This is a genomic window from Streptomyces sp. CNH287 (genome assembly GCF_000424825.1).
On record NZ_KE384251.1, the window covers coordinates 590,525 to 606,720 of the forward strand.

Consider the following 16,196-nt stretch of genomic DNA (forward strand, 5'->3'; position numbering starts at 1 on the left):
GTACCGGGCCGTCCTCCGTAGCGTCGGCCGCATGATCGAGGCAACAGAACTCACCAAGCGGTACGGCGACCGTACCGCCGTCGACCGGCTGTCCTTCCAGATCGAACCCGGCCGGGTGACCGGCTTCCTGGGCCCCAACGGGGCGGGCAAATCCACCACCATGCGCCTGATCGTCGGCCTGGACGCCGCGACTTCGGGCTCCGTGACCGTGGGCGGCAAGTCCTACGGCACCCTGGCGGCGCCGCTGCGCACCGTCGGCTCGCTGCTGGACGCCAAAGGCGTGCACGGCGGGCGCTCCGCCCACCAGCACCTCGCCGGGCTCGCCGCCAGCAACGGCATCCCGGCCCGCCGGGTGGACGAGGTGCTCGACCTCGTCGGCCTGCCGCCCGAGACGGCCCGCAAGCGCGCCAAGGGCTTCTCGCTGGGCATGGGCCAGCGGCTAGGCATCGCCGCCGCGCTGATCGGCGACCCGGAGGTGCTCCTCCTGGACGAGCCGGTCAACGGCCTGGACACCGAGGGCATCCGCTGGATTCGCGACCTGATGAGGTCGCTCGCGGCGGAGGGCCGGACGGTCTTCCTCTCCAGCCACCTGATGAGCGAGATGGAGCTGACCGCCGACCACCTCATCGTCATCGGGCGCGGCAGGCTGCTGGCCGACACCAGCATGCGCGACTTCATCGAGACCAACTCCCAGGCGCACACCCGCGTACGCACCCCCGAGCCCGAACGGCTGCGGGCGCTGCTGGAGTCCGGCGGCGCCCGGGTACGCCTGGACGCGAAGGGCGGCTGGCAGGTGCACGGCCCAGGCGCGGCGGCCATCGGCGATCTCGCCCGCGACCACGGCATCGCCGTGCACGAACTCACCCCCGCCTTCGCCTCCTTGGAGGAGGTCTACACGGACCTGTCCCGCGCCTCGGTCGAGTACCGGTCGGCGGCGGGCGGGCCGGAACACGAGGAGACATCCTGATGACCACGCACACCAGGCACACCCCCGCCACCCCTTCCACCGCAGCCGCGAAGGCGGGCTTCCGGCAGGCGCTCGCGTACGAGTGGATCAAGTTCCGCAGCGTGCGCTCGACCGTCTGGACCACCGTCGCGACGGCCCTGCTGCCGCTGCTGGGCGCAGTGTTCGTCGCGGGCTCCGGCAGCCTCCAGGACGACGACACGGTGCTGGGCGGCAGCCTCACCCTCGCCGTGATCGCCCAGATGCTGGCCGGGGTCGTCGGCGCGCTGACGGTCACCGGCGAGTACGGCAGCGGCACGATCCGTACGACCTTCGCCGCCTGCCCGCGCCGCGGCACCGTACTGGCGGCCAAGGGCGCGCTGCTCGCCGCCCTGCTCTTCGTGCTGGGCCTGCTGACCTGCACGGGCGGCTACCTGCTGGGCAGCGCGCTGCTCTCCGGGGACTACGCGCAGGGCGACCCGCTGCCCGCGCTCTTCGGCGTGGCTGCGGCCTTCGCCGTCGCAGGTCTGCTGGGCCTCGCGATCGGCACGCTCGTACGGCACTCGGCCGGGGCGGTGACCGCCGTCGTCGGCCTGATGATCCTGCCCTCGATGCTCGGGCCGCTGCTCGGCGGCGCCGAACGCTGGGTCGCCGGGGTCTCCCCGACCGCCGCGCTGGAGAAGCTGACGCAGACCTCGGACGCGACCGCCGAGGCGGTCGGCAGCCTCACCGCCTGGCCGTCCCTGCTGCTGGTCGCCACGTATACGGCCGTGCTGCTGCTGGCCGCGACGACAGCGCTGCGCGCGCGTGACGCGTAGGGGCCTGGCGAGGAGTCGTGGCCCGGGCGGTGACGCCCCGGCACGCGCGTTTCCCGCGTTGTCGTCGGTCGCCGACGCTCCGCGTCGACTCCCTCCTCCGCCTTGGAACCACACGCACCGGACCGTGCCCACTTTCCGACCCACGACCCCCCGCCAGGCCCGGGCCTGGCGGGCGGCCGTGGCCCCGCGCCCTCAAGTGACACCGCGTGAAGCTCAGTTACGTTTAAGTGACGGGTATCACCTCTACGTGAACATCTGCGACGTGTGAGGAGGATTGTCAGCGTATGGCTAAACCCCTGTCAGCCGACCGCTTGGTCAAGGCGTTGCGTGCCGAGGGAGTGGAGGTCAAGGAGCACCGGTCGTGGCGTTCGCACAACCGGAATCACAAGGGCTCGTGGGGCGGGGTGAACGGCCTGGTCATCCACCACACGGCGGGTGTCGGCGCGGGGATGGCCGACTTCTGCTACGACGGTACGTCCGCGCTGCCGGGCCCGCTGTGCCACGCGTTCGTCTCGAAGAAGGCCACCCTCTACCTGATCGGCCACGGCCGGGCGAACCACGCGGGCACGTTCGCGCGGAACGCGCACGACGCCGTGGTCGCCGAGTCGTCCACCCACCCGCGTCCCGACGCGAGCGAGCCGATCGACGGCAACCGGCACTACTACGGCATCGAGATCGAGAACAAGGGCGACGGGAAGGACCCGTACCCCAAGGAGCAGTACGACCAGGCGGTGCGCTGGGCCGCGGCGATCTGCCGGGCGCACAAGTGGACGGCGGACAGCGTGATCGGCCACAAGGAAGGCACCCGCCGCAAGATCGACCCCACCTTCAGTATGGCCACCTTCCGCCGCGACGTCGCGGCACGCCTCAAGCACGCGCCCGGCACGGGCGGATTGGAGAAGGACGACGACATGCCTATCCGTACGAGCCTGGGCAAGGGCCAGTCGCAGACCGCCGGTTGGGGCGACTGGACCGTGGTGCGCTGGGACGAGGAGCACTCGGACCCGGGCAAGCAGCACGCCGACGGCGCGTATCCGGGGTATGTGCCCGGGGTCACCTCCTGGGCGGACTTCAACGGGCGGCTGCGGATCACCGGCCTGCGCGCGGGGGACCAGGTGCAGGTGCGCTACGAGGTGCACGACTGGAAGGACGGCAAGTCGGCCGGGTCCTGGACGGAGATCATCGCGGACCACCAGGCCACGCCGGGCGACCAGTTCGTGTCCGTGCCGTTCTCCAAGGGGCTGAAGAAGGGCCAGCACGTCTACGTCGCGGTGAAGCCGATCCCCGGTCCGGACCGGGGCGGCGCCGATGCCCCGAAGGTGGTGGACGGGCGCTGGGCCATCCGGCAGGACGCGGGCTGACCTGCGGGGCGTACGGGGCCTGCGGCGTGTGAGGTGTGCGGGGCGTGCGCGATTCCCCGCGCGCTCCGTGCGGTGCTTCCGCGCGCCGTCGGTCCGGCTCCGGCACGAAGCGCCGCAATCCTCCCCTGCGGTGCCGCGCACCGCCTCTCCGCCATCTCTGTCACCCGAAAGCGTTCCGTAGCCACCCGATCACCCAGTAGGTTCGTGGTCCACACCAACTCGGCAGCCGAGGCGGCGGCCGTGCGTGAGGGGAGACCTCGGTGCAGCTGGGCGACGGGTGCAGCAGGCGGGCCACCGCCGTAACGGCGGCGAATCCGGGCCGCGTCGGCCTCTGCCGTCACGGGCCGTACCGGTACGGGCCGTACCGTCACAGCCCGCACCTGCACGCTCTACACCGGGTCGCCGTCCCGCACCCGTCCCGCTTCGCGCGCGCCGTCCCGGCCGCCCGCGCCGCCCGTCCCGTGCATGCCGCCCGTCCCGTTGACGCTGCCTGTCCCGCCCCCGCCGGTGCCCGCCGCGCCGCCGGCGCCCGCGCCCGCGCCGCGCGTGAGGGCCGCGAGCAGCGCCAGGGTCGCCGCGCCGTCTCCCGTGTGCGCCAGCAGCTCGCTCTCCACCTCGTCGATCCGCGCCGCCGTCCGCCGGTAGGTGGCGGTGCCGCGCGGGCTGAGATAGACGCGGATCTTGCGCCGGTCGTGCTGGTCCACCTCGCGGTAGACGGTGGCGTTGGAGACCAGCCGGTCGACGACGCGGGTCAGCGTGGGGCCGGTGGTCATCGTCCGGGCCGCCAGGTCGATCATGGCGAGCCCGTGCTGTCCGGCGAGCGCCTCGACCACCAGCCACTGGTCCAACGAAAGGCCCTCGGCCTTCAGCTCCCGCTCCACCCGGCCGGTCACGGCGCGGACCGCCCGGGTGAGTGCGCGGGTCAGCGGCTCGCTCGCGGCGCCGTCGGGCATGGGGTTCCGTCCTCACTCTCGCGGACCTCTTGCGGAAAAGCTCCACCGATTGTAAGACTTCCACTTGAAACTAAGTCAAGCTGCGCCCACTACGCGGAGAAGCTCGCCGACCTCGCGGAGTCGCTATGAACATCGGCGTCGCATCCGGCCGCCAGTCTCCCTGGCGCGTCGCGATGGTACTTCCGCTACAGGGCCCGGCGGGCCTGTTCGGCCCGTCCTGTGAGGCCATCGCCGAGCTGGCCGCGTACGAGCTGAACCAGGAAGGCGGCGTGCTCGGCCGCGAGGTCGCCTTCGAGGTCCTCGACGGCGGCGCGCACCCGGGCATGATCGCCGCCGAGCTGTCCCGGCTGATCGACGCCGGGCGGGTGGACGCCGTCAGCGGCTGGCACATCTCCTCGGTGCGCAACGCGCTGGCCCCCGTGGTGGCGGGCCGGATTCCGTACGCGTACACCTCGCTGTACGAGGGTGGGGAGCGGCGGCCGGGCATCTTCTGCACGGGGGAGACGCCCCGGCTCCAGATCGAGCCCGCGCTGCGCTGGCTGCGCGACAACCTGGGGCTGCGGCGCTGGTTCGTGGTGGGTGACGACTACGTGTGGCCGCGCGCCTCGACGGCCGCCGTCCGGCAGTTCGCGCGCGAGCTGGACCTGCGGATCGAGGGCGAGGCGTTCGTCGGCCTGGGCCGGGGCGACATGCCCCAGCTGATCGACCAGGTGGCGGCGTCCGACTGCGACGGCGTGCTGATGCTGCTGGTCGGGCAGGACGCGGTGGAGTTCAACCGGCGTTTCGGGGCGGCCGGGCTGCATGAGCGGCTGCTGCGCTTCAGCCCCCTGATGGAGGAGAACATGCTGCTGGCGAGCGGCGCCGCGGGCACCCGGAACCTCTTCGTCTCGGCCGCCTACTTCCGTTCCCTGGTCAACGCCGACGCGATGGATCTGCTGGGCCGCTACGTCGGTCTGCACGGGGTCGGCGCGCCGACTCTGAACAACGCGGCGGAGTCCTGCTACGAGGGCATGCACACGCTGGCCAGACTCGTACGCCGGGCGGGCAGCGCGGAACTGCCGCAGCTGAACGCCGCGATCGACGGGGTCGCGTACCACGGCCCGCGCGGGACCGTGGAGTTCCAGGGCCAGCAGGCGACACAGCGGGTGCACCTGGCCGTCGCCGACGGCTACGACTTCGATGTGATCACCCGACTCTGATCCGTCATCTTCCGAAACATCTCTTGACGGGGCTTGATTCAAGCTCTTAGTTTCACCTGAAATTATTTCACCCAGGAGGCAACGGGGGAATCGGAGGCACTCATGGCCAACGTCGGCCTGCTTTACGTCGGTGCGGTACTGCTGGTCAACGGCCTGATGCTGCTGGGCCGAGTGCCGCCCCGCGCGGCGGCCCCGCTCAACCTGTTCGTCGGCGCGCTCCAGTGCGTCACCCCCACCGTGCTGATCATCCAGGCAGGCAGCGACGGGGACGCGATCCTCGCCGCGTCCGGGCTCTACCTGTTCGGCTTCACCTACCTCTATGTCGGGATCACCAACCTCGCCGGGCTGGAGCCCGAAGGGGTCGGCTGGTTCTCCTTCTTCGTCGCCGGAGCCGCGCTCGTCTACGCCGGAATCGCCTTCTGGCGCGACAGCGACGCGGTGTTCGGCGTCATCTGGCTCCACTGGGCCCTGCTGTGGTCGCTCTTCTTCCTCGTGCTCGGTCTGGGCCGTACGGACCTGACCAGGTTCACCGGCTGGACCACGACCCTGCTGAGCCTGCCCACCTGCGCCCTGCCCGCCTTCCTGGCCATGACCGGCGGCTACCGCACCGGCGCCGGATGGGCCGTGCTGGCCGCCGCGGCCGGGATCGCCCTGGTCGCGCTGGCCTGGGTACTCGCCACCCGCGACGCCCGGCAGCGCCGGTCCGCCGAGCCCGCGCCGCCGCCGTCCCGTCCCGCGACGGCCTGACCCCTGCCCGCCCCGGCGGCTCACCGCCCGAGCGTCCAGACCGCCCTACTGCCTTACCGCCTTACCGCACGTCCCGTTCCCGTTCCCGAGATCCAGAGGAGCACGCAATGCGACACGGTGACATCTCCGCCAGCCCCGACACCGTCGGTGTCGCGGTCGTCAACTACAAGATGCCCCGGCTGCACACCAAGGCCGAGGTGCTGGAGAACGCCCGCAAGATCGCCGACATGGTCGTCGGCATGAAGTCCGGCCTCCCCGGCATGGACCTGGTCGTCTTCCCCGAGTACTCGACGCAGGGGATCATGTACGACCCCGACGAGATGTACGCGACCGCGGCCGTCATCCCCGGTGACGAGACCCAGATCTTCTCCGCCGCCTGCCGCGAGGCCCGCACCTGGGGCGTCTTCTCGCTCACCGGCGAGCAGCACGAGGACCACCCCAACAAGCCGCCCTACAACACGCTCGTGCTGATCAACGACCAGGGCGAGATCGTCCAGAAGTACCGCAAGATCCTGCCCTGGTGCCCGATCGAGAACTGGTACCCGGGCGACACCACCTACGTCTCCGACGGCCCCAAGGGCATGAAGATCTCGCTCATCATCTGCGACGACGGCAACTACCCGGAGATCTGGCGGGACTGCGCGATGAAGGGCGCCGAGCTGATCGTCCGCTGCCAGGGCTACATGTACCCGGCCAAGGACCAGCAGGTCCTGATGGCCAAGGCGATGGCCTGGGCCAACAACACCTACGTGGCCGTCGCCAACGCCGCCGGGTTCGACGGCGTCTACTCCTACTTCGGCCACTCCGCGCTCATCGGCTTCGACGGCCGCACGCTGGGGGAGACCGGGGAGGAGGAGTACGGCATCCAGTACGCGCAGCTGTCCCTGTCCGCCATCCGTGACGCCCGCGAGTACGACCAGTCTCAGAACCATCTCTTCAAGCTGCTGCACCGCGGCTACTCCGGGGTGCACGCGGCCGGCGACGGCGACAAGGGCGTCGCGGACTGCCCGTTCGACTTCTACAAGCTGTGGGTCAACGACGCCGAGAAGGCGCGGGAGAACGTCGAGGCGATCACCCGCGACACCGTGGGCGTCGCCGACTGCCAGGTGGGCAACCTGCCCGCAGACAAGACGAAGCAGGCCTGAGAGGGAGGACCGCCGTGCCGTACCTGACCGACATGTACCACGAGCAGAACCGGCGCAGGAACGGCGAGGAGGCCGCTGCTCCGGACGACAGTCCGCAGGACCCGGAGCAGCGGTCCTCCGGCGGTCTCGACCCGGCCGCGTTCGCGAAGCAGCTGCGCGCGCGGGTCCTCGGGCAGGAGCCCGCGATCTCAGCCGTCGTACGGGCCGTCGTGCTGGCCACCGCCGGCGCCACCGACCCGCAGCGGCCCCTGGCCAACCTGCTGCTGGTCGGCCCGACCGGCACCGGCAAGACCGAGCTGGTGCGTCAGGTCGCCGCCCAACTGCGCTCCGGGCCCGACGACTTGTGCCGCGTGGACATGAACTCCCTGGCCCAGGAGCACTACGCGGCCTCCTTCACCGGCGCACCACCCGGATACGCGGGCAGCAAGGAGGCGTTCACCGTCTTCGACCGCACGAAGGTGGAGGGCGACGCGTACCGGCCCGGGGTGGTGCTCTTCGACGAGGTGGAGAAGGCGCACCCCACCGTCCTGCGCGCGCTGCTCCAGGTCCTGGACAACGGCATGCTCACCCTCGCCAGCGGCCAGCAGACCATCTCCTTCCGCAACAGCTTCGTCTTCATGACCTCCAACCTCGGCAGCGCCGAACTGGCACGGCGGCGCGGCGCGAAGTGGCGCCGCCTGGCGGACCGCCTCGGCACGGGCACCGGCTCGCTCACCGCCCGCCTCGCCGCCCGCGGCAACCAGACGGTGCTGAGCACCGCGCTCCGTGACTTCTTCGACACGGAGTTCCTCAACCGCATCGACGAGACCGCCGAGTTCACCGAGTTCGACCCGGTCACCGCCGAGCGGATCGCCGCGCTGGAGGTCGACCTGCTGCGGCAGCGGCTGGGCCGCCGTTCCGTACACCTGGACACGGACGCGTCCGTGGCGCGGCTGCTCGCCGAGGTCGGCTTCGACCCGGTCTACGGCGCGCGCGGCCTGCGGCGCTCGGTCCGCACGGTCCTGGCGGACCCCGTCGCCGAGACCGTGCTGCGCCTGCGCCCCACCGGGCGCGAACCGCTGCACCTGCGCGCCCGGTCCGAGCAGGGCGTGATCCGGGTCACCTCGACCCCCGCGCCGGACCCCGCGAGCCCAGCGTGATCCCCACGAGAGGCCCGAGGGGCTCTCCCGTGGGGGCGGTGATCTGAGTAGCGGGCTGAGTAGGGGTGCTCAGGGCGGCTGCGGAGCGATGCCGCAGGCTGGGGGCATGCACACGCACTCGTCCCCGCCTCCCGAGCCCGGCCCCGCCCCCTACGGCGGCCCCCCGGCGCCCCCGCCTCCGCCGTCCCCGCCGCAGCCCGCGCGGCGGCGGGGACGGGTGGTCGGCGCCGTCGCGGTGGTGGCGCTCCTGCTCGCCGGCGGCGCCGGTACGGCCTGGTGGCTGACGCGCGACGACGGCTCCGACCTCGCGGACCGCCCCCGGGTGACCGACGACAAGGCGGGGATCTCGTACGCGATACCGGAGGGCTGGACCGAGCAGCCAAGGGACCACCTGATCGGGGCCTTCTCCTCCGCGATCTCCACGAGCCCCGCCGACGAGGGTGGCCGGTCCCAGGAGAGCGCGGCTTCCGGGCAGGACGAGGACGGCGGCATCGTCATGGCGGGCCAGGCGGGTGCGCTGAAGGAGTCCGCCCTGAAGCAGGAGACGGAGCGGGCGGCCAGCTCCAACGCGGAGTTCTTCTTCCCGCACGGCGGCTCGGAACTCCAGGACTCGCAGGCGACGACGGTCGGCGACCGTCCGGCACACACGGTGGTGCTGCGCGTACGCGACGGCGAGGGCGGCCACGGGCACCTGCGGATGACCGTGATCGCCGTGGAGAAGAGCCGCTCGGCCTTCCTGCTCGGCGTGGCCCCGAAGGACCTGCCGGACGAGCGGGAGCAGATCAAGGCCGTACTGGAGAGCGCGACCCCGGAGTGACGCCGACTGCCGCCCCGGAAGCATCGGCCACCCGCCGAGCCCGCCGGACGCCCGCGAGCTGTGGTGGGTCCGGTCTCACCTACTGCTCACCAGCGGGAGCACCGGGGCCGGCCCCGTGCGCCCACGCTGCGCGGCGAGAAGGTTCTCGGCGGTCCCGGCGGGGACGTAGGCGAAGCCGTCCGGCATCGGGGGAAGCTTCCCGTAGGCCTGCTGACGGCCGTGGTCACCGGAGGTAAGTCTGCTGCCACTCGATCGAGTTCATGGTGAGCGCGGCGTCCGCGAGGGACTGGGCGGAGGCAGTCTTGAGTTTGGCGACGCTGCTGTCGATCCAGGGCTGGACGTTCGAGCAGCCCTGTTCGCGGTACTCGACGGCTTGGAGGAGGCATTCGAGCTTGTCGGCGTCGTGCGCGCAGCTGACTTCGAGGGAGTCGCCGTTCTCGTACTCCTCCACGATCCGCTGGGCACCGGCCTTCACCGCCGGGTGAGCGGCGGACACCTGGTCGGCGGTGACCTCCTCGTTGCTGGCGGCTTCGAGGTAGCGGCGGCCGATGTGCGGGATGTCGCTGACGCGGGTCTCCTGGGTGTCGTGCCACAGACCGAGGAGCGCGGTCCTGGCCGGGTCGGCGCCCTCCATCATGGCGAGGACGGAGCCGATGAGCGCGACCCTGAAACTGTGCTCGGCGATGGTCTCCGGGTCCTTGACCCCCGCGATCCACCAGCCGGATCGCTTGGCGCGCTTGAGCATCCCCATCTCCAGCAGGAAGCCCGCGGTGCCCTTTGCCTGCTCCTGCTCTGTGTCCGCCATGCGGGTGCCCTCCGATGTGTCATGCGCGGTTCTCGCGTAGAACGTAATGCACCGCACTGAGTTCCCGCCTCGCTCGCAGGGAGATCCCGTCGTGATCGAGGAGGCGGGCGGCATATGCGGCCAGCCTGTCCGCGAGGACAGCGTCTGCCAGGGGCAGCCACCGGTTGGTGGTCAGCAGGGCCCACAGCGAGTGGACGTAGAGGTCCGTGTACGCCGGGGCTTCCTGGAGGCCGGTGGCGAGGCTGCGAAGGAGCCGTACGGGCTCCCACTCGGGGGGCCTGTGCCGCATGAAGCTGTCGTCCGGCTGCGGCTCCCGGATTGAACCGAGCCAGTAGGCCCAGTAGTTCAGGTTGGCGTTCTCGGCGGAGTCGTCGCCCGCCAAGCCTCTGTCGATGAAGTCGAGTAGCGGCTGTCGATCGCCAAGGCGCACCAGGGCGGCGGCCGTTGACCGTGCGGTTGCCCAGTGCGGGGTCCAGCCGCGGGCGGAGGCCAGGTCGCGGCGGCTGTGCAGAGCGTGCACCATCCACGAGGTCGCCTCGGGTCCTCGGTCGTAGGAGCAGAGGTAGAGGGCCTGGCGGTGAAGCAGTAGTCCGTCGTCGCCCGCGCGTGACGCGGTTTCGGCGGTCTCCCGGAGGTGGGTGAAGAACATGCCGCGGTCGGTCGCGGCCAGCAGCGGGGCCTTGGCGACGGGGCCACGTCGCCCTGTCACCGCGCTGCGGGACAGAGCGGGCGGAACGGTCCCGTTCAGCGCCCAGGCGATCATGTGGGCCGTCTCGCGGGTGTGCACCCAGCTCGCGAGGGGATGGTGGGCGTTGATCTCCGGGTGGATCGTGGAGGTGATGACACGGTCCGCGTCCATCGCCGGGTCGAGAAGGTGAAGAACATCGGGGGGCGCGCCCAGCGCGAGTAACCGACGTCGGATGTCGAGAAGAACACCGGCCTTCACGTTGGCGAGCGGCCGTCGTCCGGTCTCCCAGCCCTGCCAGGTGGCGAGGTCGACTCCCATCGCCTCGGCCATGCCGGCCTGCGTGCGGATGCTCGTACTCTCGCGGGCGACGCGCAGGACGAACCCGGCGATCGTGCCCGCGGTTGCGCGTCCGCGAGGAACTCCCTTCGCGGCCATCCCGCCCCCTTTGCCGTCGGTTGTCCAACCCGTACCCACAGTCAGTCCTACTCCACTGACGGTGGCCGTAGCTTCTGGTTCGACAACAGCCACTGCCGTCAAGGAGGCCAGGATGGCTACAGCAGTTGAGCCCCGCGTCCGTCCCTGGGGGCCGATCGGCTTTCCCCGTACCCGACCGTCACCCACCGCCCCCACACCTCAGTCACGCTCGACCCCGACACCCAGCTCGGCGTCTTCACCGACCACGCCGGCACGGTGATCGAGATGGGCAAGCACGGCACCAGCTCGGGAACCGAGACGAGCACGAACACGAACAGTGACTCCGCGCCCGACCAGGGGCACGATCAGGACTCCGAGCAGGACTGACCAGTGACCGACGAGAGGCCGGTCCTGGTGGCCACCGAGGCGGACGACGTCACCGTCGACATGGTGATCACCGAGCTGAACCGGCGCAACGTGCCGGTCACCAGGTTCAACCCCGCCGACATCGGGGCGGCCCTGACGGTCTCCGCTCGGTTCGGGAGTCGCCCGGCCCCCGTGGCCGGGCAGCTCCGTACCCCGTCGCGGACCGTGGACCTTGCCCAGATCCGGTCGGTGTACTGGCGTCGCCCGGTGTGGCCCGCCTTCGACCACCTCGGCGCGGACGACGCGCGGTTCGCGGCAGCCCAGACCCGCTACGGGCTCGGCGGAACCCTGTACGCCCTTGACGGGCCGCTGTGGGTCAACCACCCGTTGCGCAATGCCGCCGCCGACTACAAGCCCGCCCAACTCGCCCTCGCCCAGCGCCTCGGCCTGACCGTGCCGCCGACGCTCGTCACGAACGACCCGGCCGAGGCCAAGTCCTTCGTCGGCAGCCACGAACAGGTGATCTTCAAGACGCTCCGGTGGACGCCGTACCAGCGTGAAGGGGTTCCCGTTACCGGGTGGGCCGACCTGGTCACCGCACCTGAGATCGACGAGAGCGTGGCGGTGGTGCCGCACCTGTTCCAGGCCGTGGTGGACAAGACGGCCGACCTGCGCGTGCTCGTCGTCGGCCGCGAGGTGTTCGCCGTACGGATCGAGTCCGGAATGCTGGACTGGCGCAAGGACTACTCGGCCTTGTCCTACCGCGTGGTGGACCTGCCCGGCCGCGCAGAGAAGGCGCTCCTTGCCTACCTGGCGCACTTCGGGCTGGTCTCGGGGAGTTTCGACTTCGCCGTCGACGAGGCAGGTGGCCTCTGGTGGCTGGAGCTGAATCCGAACGGACAGTGGGGGTGGCTGGAGGAATCCACCGGCCTTCCGATGTCCGCCGCTTTTGCTGATCTGCCGACGCAAGGAGTTGCCTCATGACCGACACCGCCCATGAGCGGCGCGAGCTTGCCGGCCGTCTGACGGCGGCAGGCGTCCTCTCCAGCCCCCGCTGGCGGGCGGCGGTAGAGGCCGTACCGCGCGAGCTGTTCCTGAACCCCGGCGTGTTCCTGCCCGAGGACGGCGGCCGGTGGCGGCCGGTCACCGCGGTCGGCACGGATCAGGCCGAGTGGGTTCAGACCGCCTACCGCCACGAGTCCCTGACCACCCAGCTCGACGGGCACCTCACCGCCGACCAGGCCAGCGGCCCCGTGACCGGGTCCCCAACCTCTTCGTCCACCACTCCGGTCACCGTCGTGGACATGCTGGAGAAGCTGGAGGTGGAGGACGGCCACCAGATTCTGGAGATCGGCACGGGGACTGGCTACTCCTCCGCACTGATGTGCTTCGGCCTCGGAGAGGACAACGTCACCACGATCGAGGTGGACCCGGAGGTCTCGGCCCGAGCCGACGCAGCCCTGGAGACCGCCGGGTACTCGACCTGGACCGTTACCGGAGACGGGCTCCTCGGCCACCCCCGCCGCGCCCCGTACGACCGCGTCATCGCCACCTGTGCGGTTCGCCGTGTCCCGTACGCGTGGATCAGGCAGACCAAGCCGGGCGGCATTGTCCTCGCCACGGTCGGCGGGTCCTGGCACTACGGCACCGGCCTGGCGAAGGTCACCGTCGGCGAAGACGGCACCGCCAAGGGGAGGATCATCGGTCGCAGCTCGTTCATGCAGGCCCGGTCTCAGGCAGAGGTGCCCATCGGCGGAGACCTGTCCGCCCGTACCGCCTACGCCGACAGTGAGCGTGAGGCCAAGGTGTCCCCGCTGCTGCTGGAAGATTGGATGCCGGCCTTCCTCGGACAGCTCGCCGCCCCGGGCGCGCGCTTCGCGCGCGCCACGTCGCTGGACGGCAACCGGCTGCTTCACCTCTTCGACCCGGACCGAGAGTCCTTCGCCTCGTTCACGGAAAACGACGGCAACTGGACGGTCCGGCAGGGCGGCCCGGTAGCACTGTGGGACGCGATCGAGCAGGCTCTCACTGCCTGGCAAGACGCGGATCGCCCCGACATCACCACGGTGCGGCTCCGCGTCACGCAGGAGGCCCACGCCTACTGGATAGACGGCCACCCTGCGCTTCACTGGGAGCACCACCTCGCCTGACTGAGGGAATGCGACACCAGGACAGCGCACTACTGTGCTGGAGCAGGAGCTTCCGGAGCGTAGGGAACCACGATGGACGACGAGCCGCTGTCGGACTGGGCGGAGCGCCGGGACGCGAAGATCGGGCGTCTCCGGGCCGTACCGCTGGTCTCCGGCGACGGTCCGCAGGGCTCACACCTCAACCCTGATGCGCCCCGCGTCATTCAGCGGTGGAACGGGTGTGCCTGGGAGCCGCATGGGTGCGCGGCGAACCTCGCTGAGGCTCAGCGCCTCCTGCACCCGCCCGACGAGGAACCGTCGGCGGCGCCGGTGCCCCAGTCGCAGTCACTCCAGGCCGGGCGTGGGCGGCACCGCAAGCCCCGGCTGGGCGAGTGACCGTCGGCAACGTGAGGACTGTCGGACGCGTACGCCAGAGCAGAAACGAGAGCGGTGGTCCCCCGCAACGCTCCTGCGGGGGACCCCACCGCTCGTTCCTGTTGGTCAGCTGTCGGAGGAGCCGAAGTCGAGGTCGCCTGCCTTGATGCCCGCCACGAAGGTGGTGAACGTGCCGGTGGCGAAGGTCAGTGCCGGGCCGGTGGGGTTCTTGGAGTCGCGGACAGGGACCACGCCGCGCGCAGCGGAGAGGTTCGCGGCGACCTCCACGCATTGGCCGCCGTGCTCGCTGTAGGAGGACTTGAACCAGTGAGGGGACTCGGTCGTCACGGGATGCCCTTTCGTAGCTGTTCGATCACGGCCACCGACGCCGCTTGGGAGAACGCTTCGGCCTGCAACTGATGGTAGGCCGTCAGCACAGGCAGTACGAACGTACTTTCCCGTTCGAGATGGCCCCGCTGTGCGGACTCGGCGTAGGACATGAGGGACCGATCCGACATCGTCAGGATGGAAACCGGCAGGCTGAACGGGCGGCGGGCGCCCATGTCGAACGGGGCAATGTGGAACACGGTGTTCGGCAGGTCGGCGAAATCGAGGAGGCGGGCCAACTGGGCGTCCATGACGGCGGCATCACCGATGGGCCGACGGATGCAGCTCTCGTCCAGCACCACGATCACGAGCGGTGGAGGCGTGCGGACGAGCGTGGCCTGCCGTTCGGAGACCAGCGCGACTCTTTCGGTGGCGTGTTCGTCCGAGATCGCGCCGCGTTTGACGTCGTGCTCAGCGAGTACCGACGCGTACTCCGGAGTCTGGAGGAGACCAGGCATCACTCCCACTTCGTAGAGGCGGATCTCCGTCGCGCGCCCTTCGTAGTCGATGAACTGCGGAAAGCCTTCCAGCAGGCCACCGTGGTGTAGTTCGCGCCACTCGCGCTCGAACGTGTCTGCGCCCTCCCCGAGGCCAAAGGCACGATCCGCACTACGCGCGAAGCGCAAAGTAGAAACCTTCCGACCAGTTTCTACGGACGACATATGCGTACTGGAATATCCCATACGCTCCGCCAGGTCATCCTGTGTCCAGCCACGCTGTGTCCGCAACCTGCGTAAACGCGCCCCGTACGCAGCCTGCGGTGAGCCTTCCGGGTCCAACTCCTTGACGTTCAAGTGGCCGACACCGACCTTCCGTCCTGCCGTGAAACGTTGAATATGTCTTGAATCGTAGTTCACGCTGGGCCGCCTTGGTAGTGGAGCGACTACAGAGAGGAGTGGTCGGTGTCCGATGCGGCGATGGTGTGTCGTCCTGTGGGTTGGCGTATTGACCGGATTCCGGGCAGGCCGGTGTTGCGGCAGGTGGAGTTCGGGAGGTGTCTGCTGCCGTTGTGGCTGGTGCGTGACGGTGAGCATCACAGTGATCTGGATCTGGTGTTGAGCCTTGTGCAGGCTGTGGAGTTGCACGGCCAGTTCTGTTCGGTTCTTGAGGGCCGCCCGGTGTCTGACCCGTCCCAGGGCTGTGCGGGGTCGGGTGTGCGTTGTGTGCGTGGGTGGTCGGTGGAGCGGGTGCCTGGGTTTCCGTTGCGGGCGGAGGAGGGGAGGTGTGTGCTGCCGTTGTGGCTGGTGCACAACGGGCGGCGAGAGGCGGACGTCAACCTCCACCTCTCGCCCGCTGAGGCGGAGTTGGTGCATGCGCAGTTGTGCCGGGCGCTGCGGGATGCGCCGCTGCCGCCGGAGGCGCCGGATTGCCGACAGCCTGTTCAGGTCGCCCGTCCAGCCCTGCACAAGGAGGGCTGTTGATGCCTGTGGAGAGTTTCCAGGGCGGTCCTCATGTGACCGTGTGGTCGGTGCGGGTCGGCGATGTGGTGCATGTGCGGGGTGGCTGGCGCATGGTGCGGGAGATGCGTGCCTGCTCGGGCGGGGACCGCCTTTTGATGTTCGAGGGCGGCATCACCTACCGGCTGCTCAAGGACGCCTCGTTGCGGGTGCGCGTCCATGCCGCTCCGGCGCCGTCGCCGGTGATCTGGCGTGCGGCTCCCGACCCGCGCCGGGACGCGGTGGCCCGGCAGGTGATGCAGTGCCTGGCCTGCAACCAGCAGTCCCAACCGGCCAACGCTCTGGACACGCTGCGGGAGTGGGTGACCTCCCATGCCCAGGCACACCCGTCGCACCGCAGCTACCGCCACCTGACCGTCCAGCCCTGGCACGCCACCCCCACCACGTCCGCAGGAGAGACCCAGTGACCAGCGGTCCGCGCTACAGCTTCCTGGACCCCTGACAGCAGCCCTT

General features: G+C 70.4%; 19 protein-coding genes. 14 read left to right on the forward strand and 5 right to left on the reverse strand.

Going from position 1 to position 16,196, the window contains the following annotated elements:
• The first annotated feature begins 31 nt into the window (after window positions 1–31).
• The 3 genes from H299_RS36410 (at window position 32) to H299_RS38685 (ending at window position 3,122) form a co-directional block, all read left to right on the forward strand.
• Window positions 32–967 (forward strand): ATP-binding cassette domain-containing protein, encoded by a 936-nt coding sequence (locus H299_RS36410; protein WP_037760599.1) that lies wholly within the window; start codon window positions 32–34, stop codon window positions 965–967.
• Complete coding sequence (locus tag H299_RS0126420) at window positions 967–1,761, forward strand: ABC transporter permease subunit (protein WP_027750867.1); 795 nt, start codon at window positions 967–969, stop codon at window positions 1,759–1,761. Before H299_RS36410 ends, H299_RS0126420 begins: the two co-directional genes overlap by 1 nt.
• Window positions 1,762–2,045: 284 nt before the next feature.
• A complete protein-coding gene (locus H299_RS38685) occupies window positions 2,046–3,122 on the forward strand; it encodes a peptidoglycan recognition protein family protein (protein ID WP_078513054.1) in 1,077 nt (358 codons plus the stop codon).
• Between the two features lie 389 nt (window positions 3,123–3,511).
• On the opposite strand, the gene H299_RS40695 is transcribed toward H299_RS38685, so the two are convergent.
• Complete coding sequence (locus H299_RS40695; RefSeq protein WP_106965864.1) at window positions 3,512–4,075, reverse strand: MarR family transcriptional regulator; 564 nt, start codon at window positions 4,073–4,075, stop codon at window positions 3,512–3,514.
• Window positions 4,076–4,200: 125 nt separating this feature from the next.
• Between H299_RS40695 and H299_RS0126435 the strand changes: the two genes are divergently transcribed.
• From H299_RS0126435 to H299_RS0126455, 5 genes are all read left to right on the forward strand, one after another.
• The gene (locus H299_RS0126435; RefSeq protein WP_027750868.1) at window positions 4,201–5,274 is read left to right on the forward strand and encodes a substrate-binding domain-containing protein; all 1,074 of its coding nucleotides are present in this window, start codon (window positions 4,201–4,203) and stop codon (window positions 5,272–5,274) included.
• A gap of 102 nt (window positions 5,275–5,376) precedes the next feature.
• Window positions 5,377–6,021 carry an AmiS/UreI family transporter gene (locus H299_RS0126440; protein WP_027750869.1) on the forward strand — a complete coding sequence of 215 codons (645 nt, stop codon included), beginning with the start codon at window positions 5,377–5,379 and terminating at the stop codon, window positions 6,019–6,021.
• A gap of 107 nt (window positions 6,022–6,128) precedes the next feature.
• The gene (locus tag H299_RS0126445) at window positions 6,129–7,166 is read left to right on the forward strand and encodes an aliphatic amidase (RefSeq protein ID WP_027750870.1); all 1,038 of its coding nucleotides are present in this window, start codon (window positions 6,129–6,131) and stop codon (window positions 7,164–7,166) included.
• 14 nt (window positions 7,167–7,180) lie between these two features.
• Window positions 7,181–8,305: an AAA family ATPase gene (locus tag H299_RS0126450; RefSeq protein ID WP_027750871.1), complete on the forward strand. Its 1,125-nt coding sequence runs from the start codon at window positions 7,181–7,183 to the stop codon at window positions 8,303–8,305.
• 106 nt (window positions 8,306–8,411) lie between these two features.
• Entirely contained in the window at window positions 8,412–9,122 is a 711-nt protein-coding gene (locus tag H299_RS0126455; protein ID WP_158692392.1) for a hypothetical protein, read from the forward strand.
• A 223-nt stretch (window positions 9,123–9,345) separates the two neighbouring features.
• Here the strand turns inward: H299_RS0126455 and H299_RS0126465 are convergent, their stop codons facing one another.
• Both H299_RS0126465 and H299_RS0126470 read right to left on the reverse strand, forming a co-directional pair.
• Window positions 9,346–9,927, reverse strand: a complete 582-nt coding sequence (locus H299_RS0126465) for an HD domain-containing protein (RefSeq protein ID WP_027750873.1) — start codon at window positions 9,925–9,927, stop codon at window positions 9,346–9,348.
• Window positions 9,928–9,946: 19 nt separating this feature from the next.
• On the reverse strand, window positions 9,947–11,050 hold the full coding sequence (locus tag H299_RS0126470) for a helix-turn-helix domain-containing protein (RefSeq protein WP_051262913.1): 1,104 nt from the start codon (window positions 11,048–11,050) through the stop codon (window positions 9,947–9,949).
• Between the two features lie 144 nt (window positions 11,051–11,194).
• Here H299_RS0126470 and H299_RS36425 point away from each other — a divergent pair, with 144 nt between their 5' ends.
• From H299_RS36425 to H299_RS0126490, 4 genes are all read left to right on the forward strand, one after another.
• Window positions 11,195–11,416 (forward strand): putative ATP-grasp-modified RiPP, encoded by a 222-nt coding sequence (locus H299_RS36425; protein ID WP_486587454.1) that lies wholly within the window; start codon window positions 11,195–11,197, stop codon window positions 11,414–11,416.
• A gap of 3 nt (window positions 11,417–11,419) precedes the next feature.
• The gene (tgmB, locus tag H299_RS0126480) at window positions 11,420–12,379 is read left to right on the forward strand and encodes an ATP-grasp ribosomal peptide maturase (protein ID WP_027750875.1); all 960 of its coding nucleotides are present in this window, start codon (window positions 11,420–11,422) and stop codon (window positions 12,377–12,379) included.
• Window positions 12,376–13,545, forward strand: a complete 1,170-nt coding sequence (tgmC, locus tag H299_RS0126485; protein WP_027750876.1) for an ATP-grasp peptide maturase system methyltransferase — start codon at window positions 12,376–12,378, stop codon at window positions 13,543–13,545. Before tgmB ends, tgmC begins: the two co-directional genes overlap by 4 nt.
• Window positions 13,546–13,617: 72 nt before the next feature.
• Window positions 13,618–13,920, forward strand: coding sequence for a DUF6087 family protein (locus H299_RS0126490; RefSeq protein ID WP_027750877.1), 303 nt, complete (start codon window positions 13,618–13,620; stop codon window positions 13,918–13,920).
• 105 nt (window positions 13,921–14,025) lie between these two features.
• Here the strand turns inward: H299_RS0126490 and H299_RS0126495 are convergent, their stop codons facing one another.
• Window positions 14,026–14,247 (reverse strand): DUF397 domain-containing protein, encoded by a 222-nt coding sequence (locus H299_RS0126495; RefSeq protein WP_027750878.1) that lies wholly within the window; start codon window positions 14,245–14,247, stop codon window positions 14,026–14,028.
• Window positions 14,244–15,080 (reverse strand): Scr1 family TA system antitoxin-like transcriptional regulator, encoded by an 837-nt coding sequence (locus H299_RS0126500; RefSeq protein WP_027750879.1) that lies wholly within the window; start codon window positions 15,078–15,080, stop codon window positions 14,244–14,246. Before H299_RS0126500 ends, H299_RS0126495 begins: the two co-directional genes overlap by 4 nt.
• 108 nt (window positions 15,081–15,188) lie before the next feature.
• Between H299_RS0126500 and H299_RS40700 the strand changes: the two genes are divergently transcribed.
• Together H299_RS40700 and H299_RS0126510 are read left to right on the forward strand one after the other, a co-directional pair.
• A complete protein-coding gene (locus H299_RS40700; RefSeq protein ID WP_486587429.1) occupies window positions 15,189–15,707 on the forward strand; it encodes a hypothetical protein in 519 nt (172 codons plus the stop codon).
• Window positions 15,707–16,150 carry a DUF7848 domain-containing protein gene (locus tag H299_RS0126510; protein ID WP_027750880.1) on the forward strand — a complete coding sequence of 148 codons (444 nt, stop codon included), beginning with the start codon at window positions 15,707–15,709 and terminating at the stop codon, window positions 16,148–16,150. Before H299_RS40700 ends, H299_RS0126510 begins: the two co-directional genes overlap by 1 nt.
• Window positions 16,151–16,196 lie beyond the last annotated feature (46 nt).

Excerpts from the sequence above, each read along its gene's own strand:
- H299_RS36410 (WP_037760599.1), top strand. The coding sequence starts at position 32 with ATGATCGAGGCAACAGAACTCACCAAGCGGTACGGCGACCGTACCGCC.
- H299_RS0126420 (WP_027750867.1), top strand. The coding sequence starts at position 967 with ATGACCACGCACACCAGGCACACCCCCGCCACCCCTTCCACCGCAGCC.
- H299_RS38685 (WP_078513054.1), top strand. The coding sequence starts at position 2,046 with ATGGCTAAACCCCTGTCAGCCGACCGCTTGGTCAAGGCGTTGCGTGCC.
- H299_RS40695 (WP_106965864.1), bottom strand. The coding sequence starts at position 4,075 with ATGCCCGACGGCGCCGCGAGCGAGCCGCTGACCCGCGCACTCACCCGG.
- H299_RS0126435 (WP_027750868.1), top strand. The coding sequence starts at position 4,201 with ATGAACATCGGCGTCGCATCCGGCCGCCAGTCTCCCTGGCGCGTCGCG.
- H299_RS0126440 (WP_027750869.1), top strand. The coding sequence starts at position 5,377 with ATGGCCAACGTCGGCCTGCTTTACGTCGGTGCGGTACTGCTGGTCAAC.
- H299_RS0126445 (WP_027750870.1), top strand. The coding sequence starts at position 6,129 with ATGCGACACGGTGACATCTCCGCCAGCCCCGACACCGTCGGTGTCGCG.
- H299_RS0126455 (WP_158692392.1), top strand. The coding sequence starts at position 8,412 with ATGCACACGCACTCGTCCCCGCCTCCCGAGCCCGGCCCCGCCCCCTAC.
- H299_RS0126465 (WP_027750873.1), bottom strand. The coding sequence starts at position 9,927 with ATGGCGGACACAGAGCAGGAGCAGGCAAAGGGCACCGCGGGCTTCCTG.
- H299_RS0126470 (WP_051262913.1), bottom strand. The coding sequence starts at position 11,050 with ATGGCCGCGAAGGGAGTTCCTCGCGGACGCGCAACCGCGGGCACGATC.
- tgmC (WP_027750876.1), top strand. The coding sequence starts at position 12,376 with ATGACCGACACCGCCCATGAGCGGCGCGAGCTTGCCGGCCGTCTGACG.
- H299_RS0126490 (WP_027750877.1), top strand. The coding sequence starts at position 13,618 with ATGGACGACGAGCCGCTGTCGGACTGGGCGGAGCGCCGGGACGCGAAG.
- H299_RS0126510 (WP_027750880.1), top strand. The coding sequence starts at position 15,707 with ATGCCTGTGGAGAGTTTCCAGGGCGGTCCTCATGTGACCGTGTGGTCG.